Here is an 18,622-nt window from a genome sequence, read left to right as displayed (position 1 = left end):
CGTCGGTGGAAATGCCGGCCAGTGGCCGGCACTTCCGAAAACCAAGCATTACCGCGCCAGCCAGCCACCATCGACCGGCAGCACCGCGCCGTTGATGTAATCCGACGCCGACGAGGCCAGGAACACCGCCGCGCCGGCCAGATCTTCCGGCGTACCCCAACGGCCGGCCGGAATGCGCTCGAGGATCGCCTTGTTGCGGTCCTGGTCGGCGCGCAGCGCGGCGGTGTTGTCGGTGGCCATGTAGCCCGGTGCGATCGCGTTGATGTTCACGCCCTTGCCCGCCCACTCGTTGGCCAGCAGGCGGGTGATGCCGGCGATGCCGCTCTTGCTGGCGGTGTACGACGGTACGCGGATGCCGCCCTGGAACGACAGCATCGAGGCGATGTTGATGATCTTGCCGCTGCCCTGGGCGATGAAGTGGCGGCCGGCAGCCTGCGAGATGAAGAAAGCCGACTTGATGTTGACGTTCATCACGTCGTCCCAGTCCTGCTCGCTGAAGTCCACTGCGTCGGCGCGGCGGATCAGGCCGGCGTTGTTGACCAGGATGTCCAGCCCGCCCAGGCCTTCGAGCGTTTCGCGCACCACGCGCTCGACCGGCTCGATGCTGATCAGGTTGGCTTCCACCGCCAGGCAGCGGCGGCCCAGCGCGGTGATCTTCTCGATGGTTTCGGTGGGCGGGGCGATGCCGGCCACGGCGACATCGGCGCCTGCGGCAGCCAGCGCCACTGCGATGCCCTGGCCCAGGCCGGTATTGCCACCGGTTACCAGAGCGACTTTTCCTTCCAGGCTGAAGGGATTGGTCATTGCGTATGCGTTCCTTGGTAGAGGCGTGCGTGATGCGGGGCAGGTGGCCACCGGCACAGCGTGCGCGGTGGCCGCCCGGCGCTTACTTGAGCTGGCAGATGTCCAGCACCTGCATGTCGGTGTAATCCAGGTTCTCGCCACCCATCGCCCAGATGAAGGCGTAGTTGCTGGTGCCGGCGCCCATGTGGATCGACCACGGCGGCGACACCACCGCTTCGTTGTTCTGGATGACGACGTGGCGCTGTGCGTCCGGCTCGCCCATGAAGTGGTAGACGCGGTCGCTGTCGCCCAGGTCGAAGTAGAAATAGACCTCGCTGCGGCGGTCGTGCAGGTGCGGCGGCATGGTGTTCCAGACGCTGCCCGGCTTGAGCACGGTCAGGCCCAGCAGCAGCTGCGAGGACTGGCAGGTGGCCGGCACGATGTACTGGTAGATGGTGCGCTCGTTGCTGGTTTCCAGCGCGCCGCGATCCAGTGCCACCGCGTCCTTGATCGACAGCTGCCTGGTTTCAAAGCGCGCATGCGCCGGGGTCGAGGCCAGGTAGAACTGCGCCGGGTTGGCGGCGTCCTGCGAAGCGAAGACGACGTCCTTGCTGCCCATCGCCACGTACAGGCCATCCTTCGGCCCCAGCGTGTACACGGTGCCATCGACGGTGACCGTACCGGTGCCGCTGCCGACGTTGATGATGCCCAGCTCGCGACGCTCCAGGAACGGATGGCCAGCGGCCGACGCCGGTTCGGTCTGCGCCGGCAGCGACAGCGGGCCGTTGATCGGCGCCGCACCGCCCAGCACGAAGCGCTCGTAGTGGGTGTACTTCAGGGTCACCGCATCGGCGTTGAACAGGCCATCGAGCAGGTACAGCTCGCGCAGCTGATCGTTGCTGGCGCCCTTGATGGCGTCGGGATGGGTGGCGTAATGGGTCTTGCAGTACATGGCTTCTCCAGAGCAGGGGGCGGGCCGATGGTTCGGCCCCGGCACGGTTCACGGTCGATTCTAGCCAGACAGGAAACCGGTGTCATTTTGCGCTGCACGATGGTGGTTGGACGGCATCGGCAGGTGCGATCGTTGGGGGGAGGGCGGGTGGAGTGTCACGACCAACGGTCGTGACCTACCGGACTGATCCGTGAAGGTGTCACGACCAACGGTCGTGACCTACAGGATTGATCCCTGCGGGATCAATCCTCGGGCGGTTGGCAGGAATCGCGCACGATCAGGTGCGGGCGCACGCTGGCGATCTGCAGCGCAGGCTGGCCTTCGGGCTGGATCAGCATGGCCGCAGCGGTGCGGCCGGTGTCGCGGGTATGCCGGCGCACCGAGGTCAGCGACGGCCACAGGCGCGAGGCCAGCGGGCTGTCGTCGTAACCGACGATCGACAGCTGGCGCGGAATGTTGATGCCCGCACGCAGCGCGACCTTGTAGATACCGGCGGCCATTTCATCGTTGCCGGTGAAGATCGCCGTCGGCCGGCGCTTGCCCAGCAGCAGTTTCTCGGCGGCGGCCACACCCGATTCGAAGGTGTAGCCGGCCTCGATGATGCGATCCTTCGGCAGCTCGATGCCACGCTGCGACAGCGCCTCGATGAAGCCGGCGGTGCGTTCGTGCGCCGAGCGGTATGCACTCGGGCCGGTCACCAGGGCGATGTCACGGTGGCCCAGCGAAAGCAGGTAGTCGGCCGCTTCGGCGGCGCCATCGCGGTCGTGGGTGACCACCATCTGCGAGGTTTCATCCAGCGGCAGCGCAGCCACGCGGGTGAAGCGGCAGCCGATCTCGTCCAGCATGTCCGCCAGCGCCTGGTCTTCGGACGCACGCGGCACCAGGATCACCCCATGCAGCTTCTGCTGCTGGGCGAAGCGGCGCACGCCGTCGATGTAGCCCGGGCTGCGGCTGTCGCAGGGGTGCACCACCAGTTCGAAGCTGGAGCCACGCAGCGCATCCAGCGCGCCGTACTGCATGTCCACGATGTACTGCGCGGTGGGGTTGTCGTAGACCATGCCGATCAGGAACGAGCGGCGGAAGGCCAGGCCACGGGCCAGCGGGTCGGGGGTGTAGCCGACTTCGCGCATCAACGCTTCCACCTTGTCGCGCGTGTCCTTGCGCACCAGCGGCGAGTTGTTGATGATCCTTGAAACCGTTTTCTTGGATACACCCGACAGTCGCGCGATGTCGTTGATCGTGGCTGCCTTGCCCTTTGCCAATGCCGGCGTAGCGGCATCGTTCTTGTTGCGCACTGACATGTAGTGAACCCGATAAGCCTGGGGATTCCAGCGCGCGCTCAGTCCAGCGCGCGATAGCGGAAGCTGCGGAAGGTTACCGCACCGTTGCCGGCCGCATACAGGGCCGGTTTCAGTGCCAGGAACTTGCCGGCCACATTGTGATGGTAACCGGACACTTCCATCTGAACCGGATACTTCTGCCAGGTCTGGCCATCGGCACTGGAATGGATGGTGACGATGTGGCGGTTGTTGGTCACCCGCAGCCAGAGCCGGCCGCCCTTGGCGCTGGCCGCCAGCCGGGTGGGGCGCTCCTCGCCGTAGCGGTGCATGACGAACTGCTCGCCGTTGCTGCCCACGCCCACATACAGGCGGTCGCTGTAGAACAGCAGGGCACCGCCCACCGCGCCGGGGGCGATCTCCATCTGCACCTCGAACTGGTAGGCCGGATCCCCGGCAATGGTCGTCAGCGGCGAGGCGTCGCGCGGCGTGCTGCCCTTGCCCTGCAGTACCAGGCCATCACCGCTGAAGCGCAGGCGCCGGTATTCATCCAGCGCCGGGTTGAAGAACGCCCACTGCGGGCCCAGCGTACGGCCGGTGAAAGCATCCGACAGGGCCATGCCGTGCGGTGCCAGCGCGCTGCCCGATGGCTTGCGCAGCGGCTGCCCGAGATCGCCGCCCTTGGCCACGAACCAGCCATCGGCGGTCCATTCGATGGGTTCCAGCAGCGCCTGCCGGCCCAGCGTCCAGAAGCCGTTCTCGTAGCCGTGGTACATCATCCACCAGCGGCCGTCGGTGCCTTCGATCACCGTGGCGTGGCCACGCGACCACCATGGTTCAGCGGCCGACCGGGTGCGCATGATCGGGTTGTTCGGCGCGTTCACCCACGGGCCGTGGATCGAGCGCGAGCGCGCGGTGATCACCATGTGCCCGGTCGGCGGGCCGGCGGTGCCGCCCACCGCAGTGGTCATGTAGTACCAGCCATCGCGGAAGTGGATCTTCGGGCCTTCCTGCGCGTAGGCCTCCACGTCCCAGCTTTCCGGGTAGCGCCAGCCGTCGTACACATGCTTGGGCGTACCCACCACGCTCAGGCCGTCATCGGCCAGCTGCACGTAGTCGCCGCCGCTGAGGAACAGGTAGCGCTTGCCGTCCTCGCCAACCGCGTGGCCGGGGTCGATGTAGCCGCCCAGGCCGATGTCGATCGGCGCACTCCACGGGCCCTTGATGTCATCGGCCCAGACCACGAAGTTGCTGCGGCGCTCACCGGTGCGCGCCGGGAAGTAGATGAAGTAGCGGCCCTGGTGCTTGACGATGTCCGGCGCCCAGATCGCACCTACGTTCTGCGTGATCGCATGGCCGAGCGGCTGCCAGTTGACCAGGTCGCGCGAGTGCCAGATCGGCAGGCCGGGGTAGGCGTCGAACGAAGACAGGGTGAGGTAGTAATCCTCGCCGTCCTTCAGCACCGAGGGATCGGGCCTGTCACCGGCCAGCACCGGGTTGAGGAAGGTACCGTTGCCAAGGTCACCCTGGCGCTGGTGCTCGATGCCGCGCTTCCACTGCGCGGGCGCGGGATCTGCAGCCAGGGCAGGCAGCGCGGCCAGCAGCAGGCCGAGCAGGGCGGTTGCAGCAGCGCGGTGCAGCGTCGGTGTCATGTGATTGCCTCCGCTCATCAGGCGCGCAGCGCGGCGGGCAGCCACAGCGACAGCGACGGGAAGAAGGTGACGATCAGCAGCACGCCCAGCGCGGCAAACCAGAACGGCCAGATCGTGCGCATGCTCTGGCCGACGCTGATCTTGCCGATGGCGGTACCGATGAACAGCACCGAGCCCACCGGCGGCGTGACCAGGCCGAGGCCACCGGTCAGCACCAGCACCAGGCCGAAGTGGATCGGATCGATGCCATAGGCCTTGGCCACCGGCAGGAAGATCGGCGTGCAGATCAGGATCATCGGTGCCAGGTCCATGAAGGTGCCCAGCAGCAGCAGCATCACCACGATCATCAGCAGCACCATGAACTGGCTGTGCGCGAACGACTGCAGGAAGTCCACCGCCGCCGCAGGCACCTGCAGGTAGGCCAGCAACCAGCCGAACACCGCCGCGGTGGCGATCACGAACAGGATCACGCCGGTGCTGCGCGCGGCATGGATGACGGTGTCGAAGAACTCACGCCAGCGCAGCTGCCGGTACAGCACGGTGGTGACCAGCAGGGCGTAGACCACGGCGATGGCCGCGCTTTCCACCGCAGTGAAGATGCCGGCGCGGATACCCACGAAGATCAGCGCCACCAGGCCCAGGCCGGGCAGGGCGGAGACGATGCGCAGCAGCACCGCGCGCCAGCCCGGGAACACTTCCACGCCATAACCACGGCGACGCGCGACCACGTAGCCGGTGATCATCAACGCCAGGGTCATCAGCAGCGCCGGCACGATGCCGGCAGCGAACAGATCAGCGATCGACAGGCCACCACCGGCGGCGGCCGAGAACAGGATCAGGTTGTGCGACGGCGGCACCAGCAGCGCCACCAGCGCAGCGGTGATGCTGACGTTGACCGCGAAATCGCGGTCGTAGCCACGCTTGACCATCTGCGGAATCATCGTGCCGCCCACCGCCGACACATCGGCGATGGCCGAGCCGGATACACCGCCGAAGAACAGCGAGGACAGGATCGAGACCTGGCCCAGGCCGCCGCGCATGCGCCCGACCAGCGATGACGCCAGGGCGATCAGGCGTTCGGAGATGCCGCCGCGCATCATGATCTCGCCAGCGAAGATGAACAGTGGAATGGCAATCAACGAGGCCGAACCGGTACCTGCGGAGATCTGCTGGACCAGCACGATGCTGGGAATGTCCAGGTAGAGCAGGGTGGCCAGCGCAGCGGCGGCCAGCGCGTAGGCCACCGGCACGCCCAACAGCAGCAGCGCGGCAAAAACAGAGAACAGGATGGTGATGCCCATGGATCAACGATCTCCTTCAGCGTCGTCGGCATCGGCTGCCGTGGCATGCAGCGCTTTCCACGCACGGTTCAGCGCGAACAACAGCATCAGCGCACCGCCCACGGCCAGCGGCAGGTAGTTGATGCTCTGCGGCAGGTTGGCGCCTGCGGTCTTGATGTCCATTCCATCGAGCAGCAGGTCGGCCGACCAGAACGCGATGAAACCGCCCAGCACGGCCACCACCAGCTGGGTGAACACATCCACCACCCGGCGCAGGCCGGGGCCCATGTAGGCGTGCAGCAGGAAGAAGCCGAAGTGGCGATTGGTGTGCACGCCGCAGGCCGCGCCCAGGCTCATGGCGGTGGCCAGCAGCAGCAGGGTCACCGGCTCGGTCCAGCTGGGCGAATCGTTGATCACGTAGCGGGCGAACACCTGCCAGCCCTGCACCACCACCAGCCCCAGCAGCGCGGCCACGGCGACATGGATGGCGATGTCGGCGATGCGGTCCAGCAGGCGTTGGCCGGGTCCGGGTCCGGGTCCGGTGGAAATCGTCGTCTCGGTCATGGCAGTGTCCTCAGGCGGCGGCACGGATGCGGGCGACCAGCGCAGCCAGCTCGGGTTGCTGCAGGTACTGCTGCAGCAGCGGCTGGGCGGCGGCGCGGAAGGCGGGCAGGTCCACCTCGTTGGCTTTCACGCCCGAGGCCAGCACCGCGCGGCGCGCGGCATCTTCGGACGCATCCCATTGCTCGCGCATCACCTTCACCGAGGCGCGCGCGGTCTCCAGCAGCAGCTGGCGGTCGGCCGGCTGCAGGCGCTCGAAACTGGCGCGCGACATCAACAGCACGTCCGGCGCATACGAGTGATCGCTCTGCGACCAGTAGTGCGCGGCCTCGAAGTGGCGGCTGGAGTGGAAGCTGCGCATGTTGTTCTCGGCGCCGTCGATCATGTGCGTCTCCATGCCGGAGAACGTATCGCCCAGCGACATCGGCGTCGGGTTGGCGCCGAGCAGGCGCATCAGCTGGATGAAGATGTCCGAGGACGCCACACGCAGTTTCAGCCCGTGCAGATCACCGGGCTGCACGATCGGATGCTTGGTGTTGTAGAAGCAGCGTGCGCCGGAATCATAGATGGCCAGGCCGACCAGGTCGCGGCTCTCGAAACCACGCAGCACCGCATCGGCAATGCCGCCATCCAGTGCGGCGCGCTGGTGCGCCACCGACTCGAACACGTACGGCAGGCACAGCGCCTGGGTGAGCGGGAAAGCGTTGTTCAACGCACCGGCATACACGCGGGTGATGTCGATGGCACCGAAACGGGCCATGTCGATCGCTTCCGATTCGCGACCGAGCTGGCCCGAATGGTATTGCCGCAGGCGCAGGCGACCGTTGCTTTCGCGCTGCAGGGTTTCGCCGATCCACTTCACCGCGGTCACGGTGGGATAGTCGGCCACGTGCACGTCGGTGGCCGTCAGCAGCTGGCCGCCGTCGATGGCATCGGTGGGCCCGCGGCCACAGGCCGCGAGCATCGGGGTGGCCAGCGCAGCAGCGCCGCCGGCCAGGAAATGTCGTCGTGTGATCATCTGCGCCCTCCCGCGCGTGTTCACCGGATCGTGCGGCGGTTACCCGGCCGGCACGGCCCTGCAGGCAATTTCGCCGAAGCCGGCAAACCGCACCAGCGCCGTCTGCCCCACGGTGATGTCATGGATGCCGGTGGCATTGCCGGTGGCGATCAGGTCGCCCCGTCGCAACGGCCGGCCGCGCAGCGCCGAACGGGACAACGCGAACGCATACGCCGCGCGCAGGCCGCCGGGCAGCCGGGTGGCACCACCGGTGCCGACCACCTCGCCCTCGATCAGGGTTTCGGCGCGCAGGTCGGTTTCGTCGCGGGCGGTCCAATCGGCAATCTCCGGCCCCAGCACCAGGCCGTTGTTGTTGCCGAAGTCGGACACCACCACGCGCGGGCCGAGCTCGTTGATCGTCGCCAGCGGGCTGCTGGCCACTTCCACGCCGATGTACAGGCGCGCCGGCAGCGCTTCAGCCTGCTCGGGCGTCCAGTGCAACTGTGCGGCGGGAGCGTCCTCCAACAGCTCCAGCACGTACTCCGCCTCGACCGCGCCGAAGCCGCCGACGAACACCGGAATGTCCACTGTTCCACCGGTAGCATTTTTCAGCTGACGCGAGAAAACCGGGCCCAGCAGGCGGTCGTCCCCGGACGCATCGCGGCGCTCGGCGGCGATGTAGCCGACCTTCCAGCCCACCACCTGGTCATCCCAGCTGGCAATGGCCAGATCCTGCACCTGGTAGGCAGCCACCAGGTCAGGCGGGACAAGGCCCGGGAAGCCGGGCAGGGCCTGGCCGCCGCGGCGCGCGGTGGTGAAAGCGTGGGCGATCGCGGCCGCATCGTCCGGCGCCGGCGTCTGCCCATGTATGCCGTGTTCGTTGCTCAAGAACGGTCTCCCTCTGGCGTTGTTGCACTGCCCATCGACAGCGTCTGCAGGAGGTGTATATGGTAAACCGGTGTCATCGTGCAAGCCGCAGCGCATCACGAGCGCTTTCCGGTGACCTCGGCCACTCTGTTGTCTCCCCGTTGGAGCCCTTTCCACCATGCGTTTTTCCCGTGTGCTGTTGTTGCTGTCAGGCCTGCTGCTGACCGTCCCCGCATCCGCGGCCGATGTGCCGTTGCGCGCAGGCGAACACCTGGGCCGGGAGCTTGCCGGCGAGCAGCTGCCGCTGTGGCAGGCGGGGCAGGTCCCCGGTGAAACGGGCACGGCGCGGCCGGCGCGCGTGGTCGAGCGCAGCGATGATCCAGCCCACCCCGATCGCTTCATCGACCAGGTCGATGCGCCCTACCTGCTGGTGCACACGCCGGCCCGTGCCAACGGCCGCGCGCTGCTGGTGATTCCCGGTGGCGGCTACCAGCGCGTGGTGATCGACAAGGAGGACAGCGCGCTGGTGCCGGAGTGGGTGGACCGTGCCGGCTACACCCTGTTCGTGCTGCGCTACCGCCTGCCGCAGGCCGGCCGCGACCGCCAGGCGGCGCTGGCCGACGCGCAGCGCGCACTGCGCGTGGTGCGCGACCAGGCCGCACGGCGCAGGCTGGATGCCGACAGTGTGTCGGTGATGGGCTTCTCGGCCGGCGGCCATGTGGCCGCACGGCTGGCCACCGGTTTCGATGCGCCGGTCTACCCGCCACGCGATGCCATCGATCGCCTCAGCGCGCGTCCCGCACGCGCGGTGCTGGTGTATCCGGTGATCGACATGGGCGCGCATGCACACAGCGGCTCACGCGGACGCCTGCTGGGCGAGCAGCCCGATGTGGCGTTCGCCGCGCAGTATTCGATGCAGCAGCACGTACGCGCGGACATGCCGCCGACGCTGCTGATCCATGCCAACGATGATCGGGTGGTCAACGTGCACAACAGCGAGGTGATGGCGCAGGCACTGGCCAAGGCGGGTGTCGAACACGAGCTGCACCTGTTCGCCCATGGCGGCCATGGCTTCGGCATGCGCATGCCGCCTGATTCAACGCTGGCCGTGTGGCCGCTGCTGGCACAACGCTGGCTGCAGGCGACGGAGGCGGCACATTGAACCAGGGGGATGCCAACCTGCAGCGCCGCCGTTTCCTGCGCGACAGTGCACGCTGGGCGCTGGCCACGGCCACCCTCGCAGCGCTTCCTGCCTCCGCGGTGCCTGGGCCACGTGATGACACACAGGTGGTGGCACGCCTGCGTGCCGGCCGCGTGCGTGGCCAGCGCGAGCACGGCGTGCACGTGTTCCGTGGTCTGCGTTATGGCGCTGACACCTCCGCCTACCGTTTCCAGCCGCCACGGCGCGAGACGGGCTGGCGTGGTATCGCCGACGCCCTGGAATACGCCGCATCTGCGCCACAGAGCGGAGCGGACGGGCCGGGCAGCGAAGATTGCCTGTTCCTCAACGTCTGGACGCCGGCACTGGGCGACGGCGGCAAGCGGCCGATCCTGGTCTACATCCATGGCGGTGGCTTCAACAACGGCTCTGGCAGCGATCCGCTGTACGACGGCAGCGCATTGTGCAGACGCGGCGACGTGGTGGTGGTCACCGTCAATCATCGCCTGAACACCTTCGGCTACCTGTACCTGGGCGCGCTCGGCGATCCGCGCTATGCGGCCTCCGGCAACGTCGGCCAGCTCGACCTGGTGCAGGCGCTGCAGTGGGTGCGCGAGCACGCGGCGGTGTTCGGCGGCGACGCCGGCAACATCACCGTGTTCGGGCAATCCGGTGGCGGCGCCAAGATCGCCACGCTGATGGCGATGCCCGCAGCGAAAGGCCTGTTCCAGCGCGCGTGGACGATGAGCGGGCAGCAGGTGACCGCCGCCGGTCCACGTGCGGCGGCGCAACGGACTTCGATTGCGATGGAAACCGTGGCCGCGCGCGACCTGCAGGCGTTGCTGCGACTGCCGGCGACCGAGCTGCTGGCCGCCACCCGCGCACGCGATCCCTCGCGGGTGGAAAGCAGCGCGCTGTACTTCGGCCCGGTACTGGATGAGGTGGTGCTGCCGGTGCACCCGTTCTGGCCACAGGCACCGGCGCAGTCCGCGTCGATTCCGATGGTGATCGGCAACACCCGCGATGAGACGCGCGCGTTCCTTGGCAACGACCCGGCCAACTTCACGCTGACCTGGGAGGATCTGCCGGCGCAGCTGGAGAAGCAGCAGTTCGTCGATCTGCTGCCCTCGGTAGTGATCGCAGAATATCGACGCCTGTATCCGCACTACACGCCCTCAGAGGTGTTCTTCGCGGCCACCACCGCCGGCCGCTCGTGGCGTGGTGCGGTGGAGGAACTGGAAGCACGCGCTCGGCAGACAACCGGGGCCGCACCCACCTGGGCCTACCAGCTCGATTGGCCATCACCGGTGGAAGACGGACGCCTGCGTGCCTTCCATACGCTGGATATTCCGCTGGTGTTCGACAACGCCGGCCTGCCGGGCGCGCGTACCGGCGGTGGTGAAGACGCCCGAGCACTGGCAGCGACGATGAGCGATGCGCTGATCGCCTTTGCGCGTACCGGCGATCCCAATCACGCGGGAATGTCGCAATGGGCTCCCTATGGCGTGCCACAACGGCAGACGATGGTGTTCGATCGGCACAGCCACGTGGTTGACGATCCACGTGCCGGCGAGCGTGCGCTCTATGCAAAAGTGCCGTTCGTGCAGCGCGGCACGCAGTGATGACACCGCGGTGCAAACATTCTGTTAACCCGCCTCGGCTAGAGTCGGTTCATGGAAGCGATGTTCACGCCACCGCCGTTCACCGGCCGCGAGCGCTTGATTGCAGGGATTGATGCCGCCGTCTGCCTGGTCGATCCGCAGGCGATCACCGGTGCGCTGCAGCGGGTGCTGCGTGAAGCCATCGTCGATCCGCTGATCGAGTTGCCGCCCTGCGTACGTCGCCCCGTGGATGGTCATTACGCGCGCCGTGAACTGTACCGAAGCGCCACGCTGGGCTACAGCGTGATCGCGATGTGCTGGGGGCCGGGGCAGGGCACGCCACTGCACGACCACGATGCGATGTGGTGCGTGGAGGGCGTCTGGCAGGGCGAGCTGATCGTGACCCCGTACGCGCTGCTGGAACAGCGTGGCGAGCGTCACCGCTTCGCTGCGCAGGACACGCTGTACGGGCACCGTGGCAGCGCCGGCAGCCTGATTCCGCCGCACGAGTACCACACGCTGCGCAACGCCAGCGACGAGGACGTGGCAGTGTCCGTGCATGTCTACCAGGGCGTGATGGAGCGCAGCGCGGTGTTCGATCCGCTGGATGACGGCTGGTACCAGCGCCGGGTGAAGGTGATGGAGACCGAGGCGTCCTGATTGCGTTCCGCCGGGCGTGGCCCGGCGCTATCTATCAGGGCTTGTGGCCCACCGATTCATCGGTAGCGCCGGGCCATGCCCGGCGGAAGGCGGAATTCATCGCGGCACATCCACCACATTGTTGAGCCGCGTGACTTCCTCTCCGCCATCGGCCAGCGCAACTCGCACGCGCAGGCCGCCGCGATCCCCTGCCGGCAACGGCAACGACACCACCGCCGTCTTCGGCAGCAGGTCGATCGGTGCCGCCATCGCCGGCACCTCGGTACGTGCGATCTCGCGGCCCCGCGCATCTTCCAGTATCGCCACGCCCACACCGCTGGCCACATGCCCAAGGCCATGCACGGTCACGTGTACCTGGCGCCCGTCCACCCGCACATCGCCACGGCCCACGCCCAGGTCCGGACGCATTTCCACCGGCGTGCCCGCAGACACACGCTCGAATTCGAAGACCTCGGTGCGACCCGGCTGGAACTGCATCGGTACCGACACACTCGTCTCCAGCTGCACCGTGCGCTCGCGCGGCCTACCGTCAATGCGGCCATCGCCATCGGCGTCCATGCCACTGCGCACGCGCCAGGAACCGCTGCCCACGTTCCAGCCGGTCATGTCGGCGGCGATCACGCGCGCGCCGAGGTTGTGGCTGGTGATCGTGAAGCGCTCACGCGAGGGCGCATGCACCAGCAGTGCCACCTGTTCCGCGGCGCCCTCATGATCGAAGCGCCAGCTGACGGTGTGCCCGGGCCAGCTCTGGTTGCGCTTCAGGGCGATGCCGCCCAGCCGCGCACGCTGCAGGAACTCGCTCGGTGCTTCCACCCGGTCGGACCACCAATGGCCCTCGGTGTTCATGTACGCGCGTTGTGCCTTGGCCTGCAGGCCCTCGGCATGCAGCGCATCGATGTACTTCCGCTCGCCGCTGGCCTGCCATGCCATCAGGCTGGCGAAACCGGTCTTTCCGGCGTCGGCCTCGGCGGTCAGCAGCGGGTACCAGTCCTGCTGCCGGCCAAGTGCCTCTACATAGTTCTCGCCAAGGTTGGCCAGCGCGCCGGGGCCGCCGCGCTGCACGCGATAGTCCAGTGCCTGCAGGTACTTCGCATCACCGGTCCAGCGCCATGCCGCCCAGAAGGTGTGCATCGTGTCACCGCTGCCGGAACCGTTGTTGAGTTCGCCGCCGCGGGTCGCACCCGTGGCCCAGTTGATCTCGTTGGGCAGGGTGAAGCGGCCCTTGTCGTCGGTGCCGGCGTGGGCCAGATAGCCATCGGCCAGGCCGATCACCAGCCGGCGCCCGGTCGGGTCGGCGTTGTACTGGCCCAGCAGGAACGCCGGGTGCAGCACCGGGAACGAGTACGGCTTCTGCCACTGCCAGTTGGGTTCGCGGTAGACCTTGTTGCCACCGAACCAGTTGCTGGAGAACAGCACATGGCCCTGCGGGTTGCGCAGGATGATGCGCTCGTCGAACGCCTTCACCGTTTCCATCAGCCGTTCCAGGGTCAGCGGATCGCCCCAGTTGAGGTACAGCATCGCGCTGTTGGTGTTGATGCCTTCCTCGTAGGCATGCAGCTCGTCGGTCTCGATGGTGCTCAGGCCATTGCTGAACATGCCGTTGCGGTACACCGCGTCGGACAATGCGGTCAGCGAGGCATTCAGACGGTCCGGCTGCACGCCCATCAGGGCAAGGCCGGGCCACTGCTGGGTCAGGTCGGAATCATCGGAGATGCCACCACCGAAATCGCCGTAGGCCACCTGCCGCTGATCGATCCACCAGTCGACGAACTGCCGCACCTGCGCCAGGTCCTGCACCTGGTGGAAGGCCCACGTCGGTACGCCCTTGGGCACCTCCGGCGCGGTGTACGGCGGTCGCCCCTGGCTGTTGTAGCTGATGTAGTTCCAGTACAACCGGCCCAGTTCGTGGTCCGGGTCGACGCGCAGCAGATCGCTCAGGTCCGCGTAGACGCGCGCGTACAGGCGCTGGCGCTTGGAGGTGGTGTGTTCCTCCACGAGGAAACCCCAGTTGTCGCGCACCTGGTTGAAGCGGTCGGCCACGTGTTCCTTGAGCGCATCGGCGCGTGGCTTGAACACCAGCCGCACCTGCGCACCGTCCAGTGCCTTGGCGTCGAAGCCGGGCGCAGCCGAGGCGATGCTCAACCACAGGCTGTCGGCGGTGAGGATGCGGTCGCGCAGGTCCAGCCACAGCGTGCGCTTCTGCCCCGGCTGCACCGAGACCGATACATCGATCATGTCGCGCGCCGGCCAGATCGGATCCTTGATGCGGAGGTTCAGCGGGATCAGGCCATCGTGCGTGGCCGGCAGGTCGAGCGCGGGAATATCGATGGCCACGCCATCCAGGCCGTCATGCATGTTCTCCCAGCTGTAGGCCCAGCTGCGGATCAACGGCTGGTTGGCCGGCGCATCGCCCACGCCGGAGGGAATCAGCACGTGCACGATGGGCTTGGGCTGCGTTGGCAACGAATCGGCCGGGCGCCGGCGCGAGCCCGCCCCCTTGGGTAGCGCCATCACCGTGCTGCGTTCGGCCGCCGGGTAGCGGCCTTCGATGTAGCGGCGCAGTGTGTCCAGGTTGGTGTAGTCCGGCAGTGCCTGGCTGTCGATGACATAGGTCTGCTTGACCGTGCCGTCGGGCTCGGCACCTTCGCTCACGCCATACGCCCAGATCTCCTGGATCGGCGTTTCCTGTTCAACGTTGCTGAAGCGCAGCACGCCACCGGTCTGTGCGGGGATGTCGTCCACGCTGCGCACCACACCCTGCGGACGCGTCGCCAGCACCTGGGTGGCGTGCGCGGCGTCGCGGCCATGGGCCAGCGTGCCGAAGGCCGCGCCGCGGATCTCCACCCGGTTGACGGTCTCGCCGGCCGGCACGGTCAGGTCCAGATGCTGGCCGCTTTCCACATACGTGTTCCAGTCCGGCAACTGGAAATAGTCGTTGCGGCCGGGCAGGCGCGAGCGGTTGTAGACACCCGGCCAGGTGGTCTCGGCGATGCCGTCGGTGGCCTTCCACATCCACGCCTTGAGGTCGCGGGCATCGTCGAATTCGATCTTGCGGATGCGCGTGCTGGCTGCGGTCAATGGCGGTGGCGGCGCGCCTTCCCAGCCGAAGCGATGGCGCCAGGCACGGTCATCGGCAGTGCTGGCAACGGCGCTTTCGGCGGCCTTGCCGCGCGCGAGCGCACTGACGGCCGCAGCATCGAGCATGCGGTCATACACGCGGATGTGCTGGAAATCGCTGCCACGCAGGAAGTTGTAGCGGCTCTGCACCTGGTAGGGCGCCATCACCCGCCCGGCCAGGCCGAGCTGGTCCAGCGCGGCATCGTAATCGCCGCTGGCCTGCACACGCGCCACCTCGCGGCCATCGACGAACAGGCGTACATCCTGGTCTTCGTCCCAGGCGAAGGCCAGGTGCAGCCACTGGTCCGCACGTGGCGGCGTGTCCATGCGGAACGACACGCGCGTGCGGGCGAGGTTGGCATCGGTGACGAACGCATCGAAACCATGCCCGTTCCAGTCGATGCGCAGCCAGGCCATGTCCCAGCTGCTGTGGTCGGCATAGCCGACGCGGAAGATCACGAACGGTGCTTCGCCCACCGCGTAGCGCGCGCGCCAGTCGAAGGCGAGGGTGCCACGCTGGGCGAGGATGTTGCCGGGTGCATCCCAGGCCAGCACGCCGTCGTCCTGCCACTGGATGGCCTTGCCGCGCGCTCCGTCGTCGACGATGTCGACCTTGTCGCGGAAGTTCGGCACCGCCTCACCCTGCGCCACCACGGCCTCAAGGCCTTTGCCGGCATCGACATGGAACAGCAGCGTGGGCGCATCGGCGGCGGCCATCGCGGGGCCGGCAGCCAGGGCCACCGCCAGCAACAGGCAGCGGGACAGGGTCGAGCGGTGCGGCATCAGGCGTTTCCTTTCAACGGGCGACGGCCGGCGAGGGCCGCCGGACCGTAGCAAGGCCACGCCGCGACGGCACCTTGCGGCGCAGCAGCGGTCGTGGCGAACGACGGCGTGCCGGGTGGCACGCCGTCGGCGTTGCTCAGAACTTGTAGCGCAGCCCCAGCAGGTACTGGCGGCCGGTCTCGGTGTACTGCAGCGGCAGGCGACCGGTCAGCGGCGAGTACACCCACTCGTCGGACGCTTCGTTGGTCAGGTTGATGCCTTCCAGGCTCAGTTCCAGCTGGTCGCTGATCTTGTAGCGGATGGATGCATCGAACACCGTGGTACCGGTCATTCCGTGGTAGCCATCGAGGTTGAAGCCGGTTTCCTGGCCCGGTGCCTGGGTCAGGTAGTCATCGCGGTTGGTGGCCGAGATGCGCCCGGCGAACTTCTCGCCTTCATAGAACAGCGTGGCGTTCCACGAGGACTTCGACAGGCCGGTCAGGTCGGTCTTCATCACCGGCTGCCCGGCCGCGTTGATGTACTGGATCTTCGATTCCACCCAGGTGTAGTTCAACTGCATGCCCAGGTTGGCCCACTTGCCCGGCAGGAAGGTGAAGGGCTGGGTGTAGTTGGCCTCCACGCCGTGCAGTTCGCCGCCCGGGGTGTTGACCGGCTTGCTGTAGGTGAAGTCATCGGTGGCCGAGGCGCCGGTGCCGACCAGCAGCGAAGCCGGCAGGCCGCTGTCACTGTACGGACGCACTTCGCGGGTGGTCTGTACGAAGCTCTCGATGTCCTTGTAGAACAGGCCGATGCCGGCCATTGCGCCCTCGGCGAAGTACCACTCGAAACCAAGGTCGACATTGGTTGCGCGGATCGGATCCAGCATCGGGTTGCCGCTGGAGATGGTGCGTGCACCACCGGCCACGGCCACTGTCGCGCCCGGGGTCAGGCTGCCCAGCCCCGGACGGCTCATCACCTTGGCCGCACCCAGCCGGATCAGGAAGTCCGGGGTGACTTCCGCCACCAGGTTGAACGAGGGCAGGGTGTCATCGTAGGTACGGCTGACCGTGGTTTCGACGGTGCCGTTGGCCAGCGTCGACTGCCCGGTGGCCGACTGCTTGGTGCGCACGTAGCGCACACCGAAATTGCCCGACAACGGCAGCGAGCCCAGTTCGGTGGAGAACTCGCCCATCAGGTAGGCGCCACGGTCCTTCTCTTCGACGCTGCGCACGTTGTTGGCGCGCGGGGCGACGGCGAAGGTGCCGCTGTTGCTGTAGATGTCGAGCTGTTCGGCGATCGCATCCAGGTCCGGCACGACCCAGTTCGACGGACTGCCGCTGATGCCCTTCAGTCCGGCCTGCTCGGTCAGGTTCACCGGCACGATCTTTGTGCCGCCGGCGAAGTTGGGCACGGCCAGTTCGCTGGCGCGGCGCAGTTCGACGGTCTTGAACGTGTAGTCCTTGGCCAGCACGCCGCCCTTCAGGCGGAAGCCCGGGCTGATGTTCCAGTTGAAGTCGATCTGGCCGGTGTCGAAGTCGTTGTCCACGTACTGCGGACGCAGGCGGATCTCGGCCAGTTCCCAGCCGTTGGGATTGGTCGGGTCGATGCCGTAGTTGAGGATCGGCGCACGGCTGTTGCCACGGTAGTCGTAGCTGTAACCGTCGACGTCGTACTTGTCCATGATGACGGTGGTCTGCACCGGGTTCTCGTGCTTGGAGCGCGAGATGCCGATCTTGCCGGACAGGGTGAAGTCATCACCGAAGCGGTGCTGGCCGTTCAGCGCGATCTGCTTGAACTCGGTGCTCCACTCGTCGTGGCGGTTCTCGGTGCGGATGTCGACGTTGTCGAATTCGCCGTAGAGCAGTGCGTTGTCGCGGATCTCGCCGTTCTTGACGATGGTGGTCGGCTTGCCCGACAGGCGTGCGCTCGCATTGGCGCCACGGCTGAAGGAAATCGCCTCGATGTAGTGCTCGTCGCGCGTTGCGTCGATCTTCGAGTACAGCGCATCCAGCGAGATCTCGGTGGCGTCGTTCGGCTTCCACTGCAACGAACCGGTCACGCCCAGACGCTTCTGCTCATGCTCCATCTGCACGTAGCGCGGGAAGCGCGGATGGAACACATCGGCGCCACGCGCGGCGGCGAACGGCGAGGACGCGGCGAAGTTGCCGTTGCTCGGGCCGTTGGCCCAGCGACCGGTGTTGGAGCCTTCCTCCAGCGCCTGGCGCTCGGAATAGGCCACCGACAGCAGCGCGCCGAAGGTGCCATCGGCGAAGGTGTTGGAGACCAGTGCGGCAATGCGCGGGTCGGCCTTTTCGGCCATCGCGTTGTAGCTGGCCTGGCCACTGGCGGCGAAGGTGAACCCGTCGTAGTCGAACGGGCGCGCGGTGCGCAGATCGACGGTGGCGCCCAACGAGCCTTCCTCGACGTCGGCCGAGGCGGTCTTGCGCACCAGCAGCTGCGAGAACAGGTCCGAGGCGAAGACGTTGAAGTCGAAGCCACGGCCGCGGTTGGTGCCGCCGCTCTGGTCACCGGCGCCGACCGTGGTCAGCGCTTCCATGCCATTGATGCGCACTCGGGTGAATTCCGGGCCGAGGCCACGCACCGAGATGTTGCGGCCTTCGCCGGCCTCGCGGGTGATGACCACGCCCGGGATGCGCTGCAGCGACTCGGCCAGGTTCAGGTCCGGGAACTTGCCGATGTCCTCGGCAACGATGGCATCGACCACGCCGGCTTCGCCGCGCTTGATGTCCAGCGCCTTCTCCACGCTGGCGCGGTAGCCGGTGACGGTGACCGTATCCAGGTCGGTGGCGTTCGGGTTGGCGCTCTGCTGCTGCGCGCCGGCGTTGCCTGCCAGGGCCAGTGCGACGGCCAACGCGAGCAAGGTAACCGGTGTCTTTTTTTCATGGTTCCGAGAATGCATGCCTTTCCCCTCTCCCAAAGGTCTGGTATCGCGG

13 protein-coding genes are annotated in these 18,622 nt (G+C 67.2%); 3 read left to right on the top strand and 10 right to left on the bottom strand.

Going from position 1 to position 18,622, the window contains the following annotated elements:
* Nucleotides 1-48: 48 nt before the first annotated feature.
* From kduD to J2X70_RS04410, 8 genes are all read right to left on the bottom strand, one after another.
* Nucleotides 49-804, bottom strand: a complete 756-nt coding sequence (gene kduD, locus J2X70_RS04445; RefSeq protein WP_033832661.1) for a 2-dehydro-3-deoxy-D-gluconate 5-dehydrogenase KduD — start codon at nucleotides 802-804, stop codon at nucleotides 49-51.
* 82 nt (nucleotides 805-886) lie between these two features.
* A complete protein-coding gene (gene kduI, locus J2X70_RS04440) occupies nucleotides 887-1,735 on the bottom strand; it encodes a 5-dehydro-4-deoxy-D-glucuronate isomerase (protein ID WP_309909149.1) in 849 nt (282 codons plus the stop codon).
* Between the two features lie 242 nt (nucleotides 1,736-1,977).
* Nucleotides 1,978-3,036, bottom strand: coding sequence for a LacI family DNA-binding transcriptional regulator (locus tag J2X70_RS04435; protein ID WP_025875485.1), 1,059 nt, complete (start codon nucleotides 3,034-3,036; stop codon nucleotides 1,978-1,980).
* Between the two features lie 38 nt (nucleotides 3,037-3,074).
* Entirely contained in the window at nucleotides 3,075-4,664 is a 1,590-nt protein-coding gene (locus J2X70_RS04430; protein WP_032978574.1) for a family 43 glycosylhydrolase, read from the bottom strand.
* A 17-nt stretch (nucleotides 4,665-4,681) separates the two neighbouring features.
* Complete coding sequence (locus J2X70_RS04425; RefSeq protein WP_025875489.1) at nucleotides 4,682-5,965, bottom strand: TRAP transporter large permease; 1,284 nt, start codon at nucleotides 5,963-5,965, stop codon at nucleotides 4,682-4,684.
* A 3-nt stretch (nucleotides 5,966-5,968) separates the two neighbouring features.
* On the bottom strand, nucleotides 5,969-6,508 hold the full coding sequence (locus J2X70_RS04420; RefSeq protein ID WP_309909146.1) for a TRAP transporter small permease: 540 nt from the start codon (nucleotides 6,506-6,508) through the stop codon (nucleotides 5,969-5,971).
* Nucleotides 6,509-6,518: 10 nt separating this feature from the next.
* On the bottom strand, nucleotides 6,519-7,523 hold the full coding sequence (locus J2X70_RS04415; RefSeq protein WP_208082055.1) for a TRAP transporter substrate-binding protein: 1,005 nt from the start codon (nucleotides 7,521-7,523) through the stop codon (nucleotides 6,519-6,521).
* A gap of 39 nt (nucleotides 7,524-7,562) precedes the next feature.
* Nucleotides 7,563-8,372: a 2-keto-4-pentenoate hydratase gene (locus tag J2X70_RS04410; protein ID WP_162887713.1), complete on the bottom strand. Its 810-nt coding sequence runs from the start codon at nucleotides 8,370-8,372 to the stop codon at nucleotides 7,563-7,565.
* Between the two features lie 175 nt (nucleotides 8,373-8,547).
* On the opposite strand from J2X70_RS04410, the gene J2X70_RS04405 reads away from it, so the two are divergent.
* From J2X70_RS04405 to J2X70_RS04395, 3 genes are read left to right on the top strand one after another with little or no spacing between them, the layout of a single operon-like run.
* The gene (locus J2X70_RS04405; protein WP_309909141.1) at nucleotides 8,548-9,531 is read left to right on the top strand and encodes an alpha/beta hydrolase; all 984 of its coding nucleotides are present in this window, start codon (nucleotides 8,548-8,550) and stop codon (nucleotides 9,529-9,531) included.
* A complete protein-coding gene (locus J2X70_RS04400) occupies nucleotides 9,528-11,150 on the top strand; it encodes a carboxylesterase family protein (RefSeq protein ID WP_309909139.1) in 1,623 nt (540 codons plus the stop codon). The genes J2X70_RS04405 and J2X70_RS04400 overlap by 4 nt, the downstream gene beginning before the upstream one ends.
* Nucleotides 11,151-11,201: 51 nt before the next feature.
* On the top strand, nucleotides 11,202-11,789 hold the full coding sequence (locus tag J2X70_RS04395) for a cysteine dioxygenase family protein (RefSeq protein WP_080277671.1): 588 nt from the start codon (nucleotides 11,202-11,204) through the stop codon (nucleotides 11,787-11,789).
* 96 nt (nucleotides 11,790-11,885) lie between these two features.
* Here the strand turns inward: J2X70_RS04395 and J2X70_RS04390 are convergent, their stop codons facing one another.
* Nucleotides 11,886-15,689 carry a LamG-like jellyroll fold domain-containing protein gene (locus J2X70_RS04390; protein WP_309909137.1) on the bottom strand — a complete coding sequence of 1,268 codons (3,804 nt, stop codon included), beginning with the start codon at nucleotides 15,687-15,689 and terminating at the stop codon, nucleotides 11,886-11,888.
* A 136-nt stretch (nucleotides 15,690-15,825) separates the two neighbouring features.
* Nucleotides 15,826-18,588 carry a TonB-dependent receptor gene (locus tag J2X70_RS04385; RefSeq protein ID WP_309909136.1) on the bottom strand — a complete coding sequence of 921 codons (2,763 nt, stop codon included), beginning with the start codon at nucleotides 18,586-18,588 and terminating at the stop codon, nucleotides 15,826-15,828.
* Nucleotides 18,589-18,622 lie beyond the last annotated feature (34 nt).

Origin of the sequence: Stenotrophomonas sp. 1337, assembly GCF_031455455.1 — a bacterium.
GTDB classification, from domain to species: Bacteria; Pseudomonadota; Gammaproteobacteria; order Xanthomonadales; family Xanthomonadaceae; genus Stenotrophomonas; species Stenotrophomonas indicatrix.
The sequence above is the reverse complement of the archived record's forward strand: the minus strand, read 5'-3'. Positions and strand labels throughout refer to the sequence as shown.

Bases quoted from the DNA above. Each gene is read 5' to 3' on its own strand.
- J2X70_RS04435 (WP_025875485.1), bottom strand. From the start codon at position 3,036: ATGTCAGTGCGCAACAAGAACGATGCCGCTACGCCGGCATTGGCAAAG.
- kduI (WP_309909149.1), bottom strand. From the start codon at position 1,735: ATGTACTGCAAGACCCATTACGCCACCCATCCCGACGCCATCAAGGGC.
- J2X70_RS04430 (WP_032978574.1), bottom strand. From the start codon at position 4,664: ATGACACCGACGCTGCACCGCGCTGCTGCAACCGCCCTGCTCGGCCTG.
- J2X70_RS04425 (WP_025875489.1), bottom strand. From the start codon at position 5,965: ATGGGCATCACCATCCTGTTCTCTGTTTTTGCCGCGCTGCTGCTGTTG.
- J2X70_RS04405 (WP_309909141.1), top strand. From the start codon at position 8,548: ATGCGTTTTTCCCGTGTGCTGTTGTTGCTGTCAGGCCTGCTGCTGACC.
- J2X70_RS04385 (WP_309909136.1), bottom strand. From the start codon at position 18,588: ATGCATTCTCGGAACCATGAAAAAAAGACACCGGTTACCTTGCTCGCG.
- J2X70_RS04390 (WP_309909137.1), bottom strand. From the start codon at position 15,689: ATGCCGCACCGCTCGACCCTGTCCCGCTGCCTGTTGCTGGCGGTGGCC.
- J2X70_RS04420 (WP_309909146.1), bottom strand. From the start codon at position 6,508: ATGACCGAGACGACGATTTCCACCGGACCCGGACCCGGACCCGGCCAA.
- J2X70_RS04415 (WP_208082055.1), bottom strand. From the start codon at position 7,523: ATGATCACACGACGACATTTCCTGGCCGGCGGCGCTGCTGCGCTGGCC.
- J2X70_RS04395 (WP_080277671.1), top strand. From the start codon at position 11,202: ATGGAAGCGATGTTCACGCCACCGCCGTTCACCGGCCGCGAGCGCTTG.
- kduD (WP_033832661.1), bottom strand. From the start codon at position 804: ATGACCAATCCCTTCAGCCTGGAAGGAAAAGTCGCTCTGGTAACCGGT.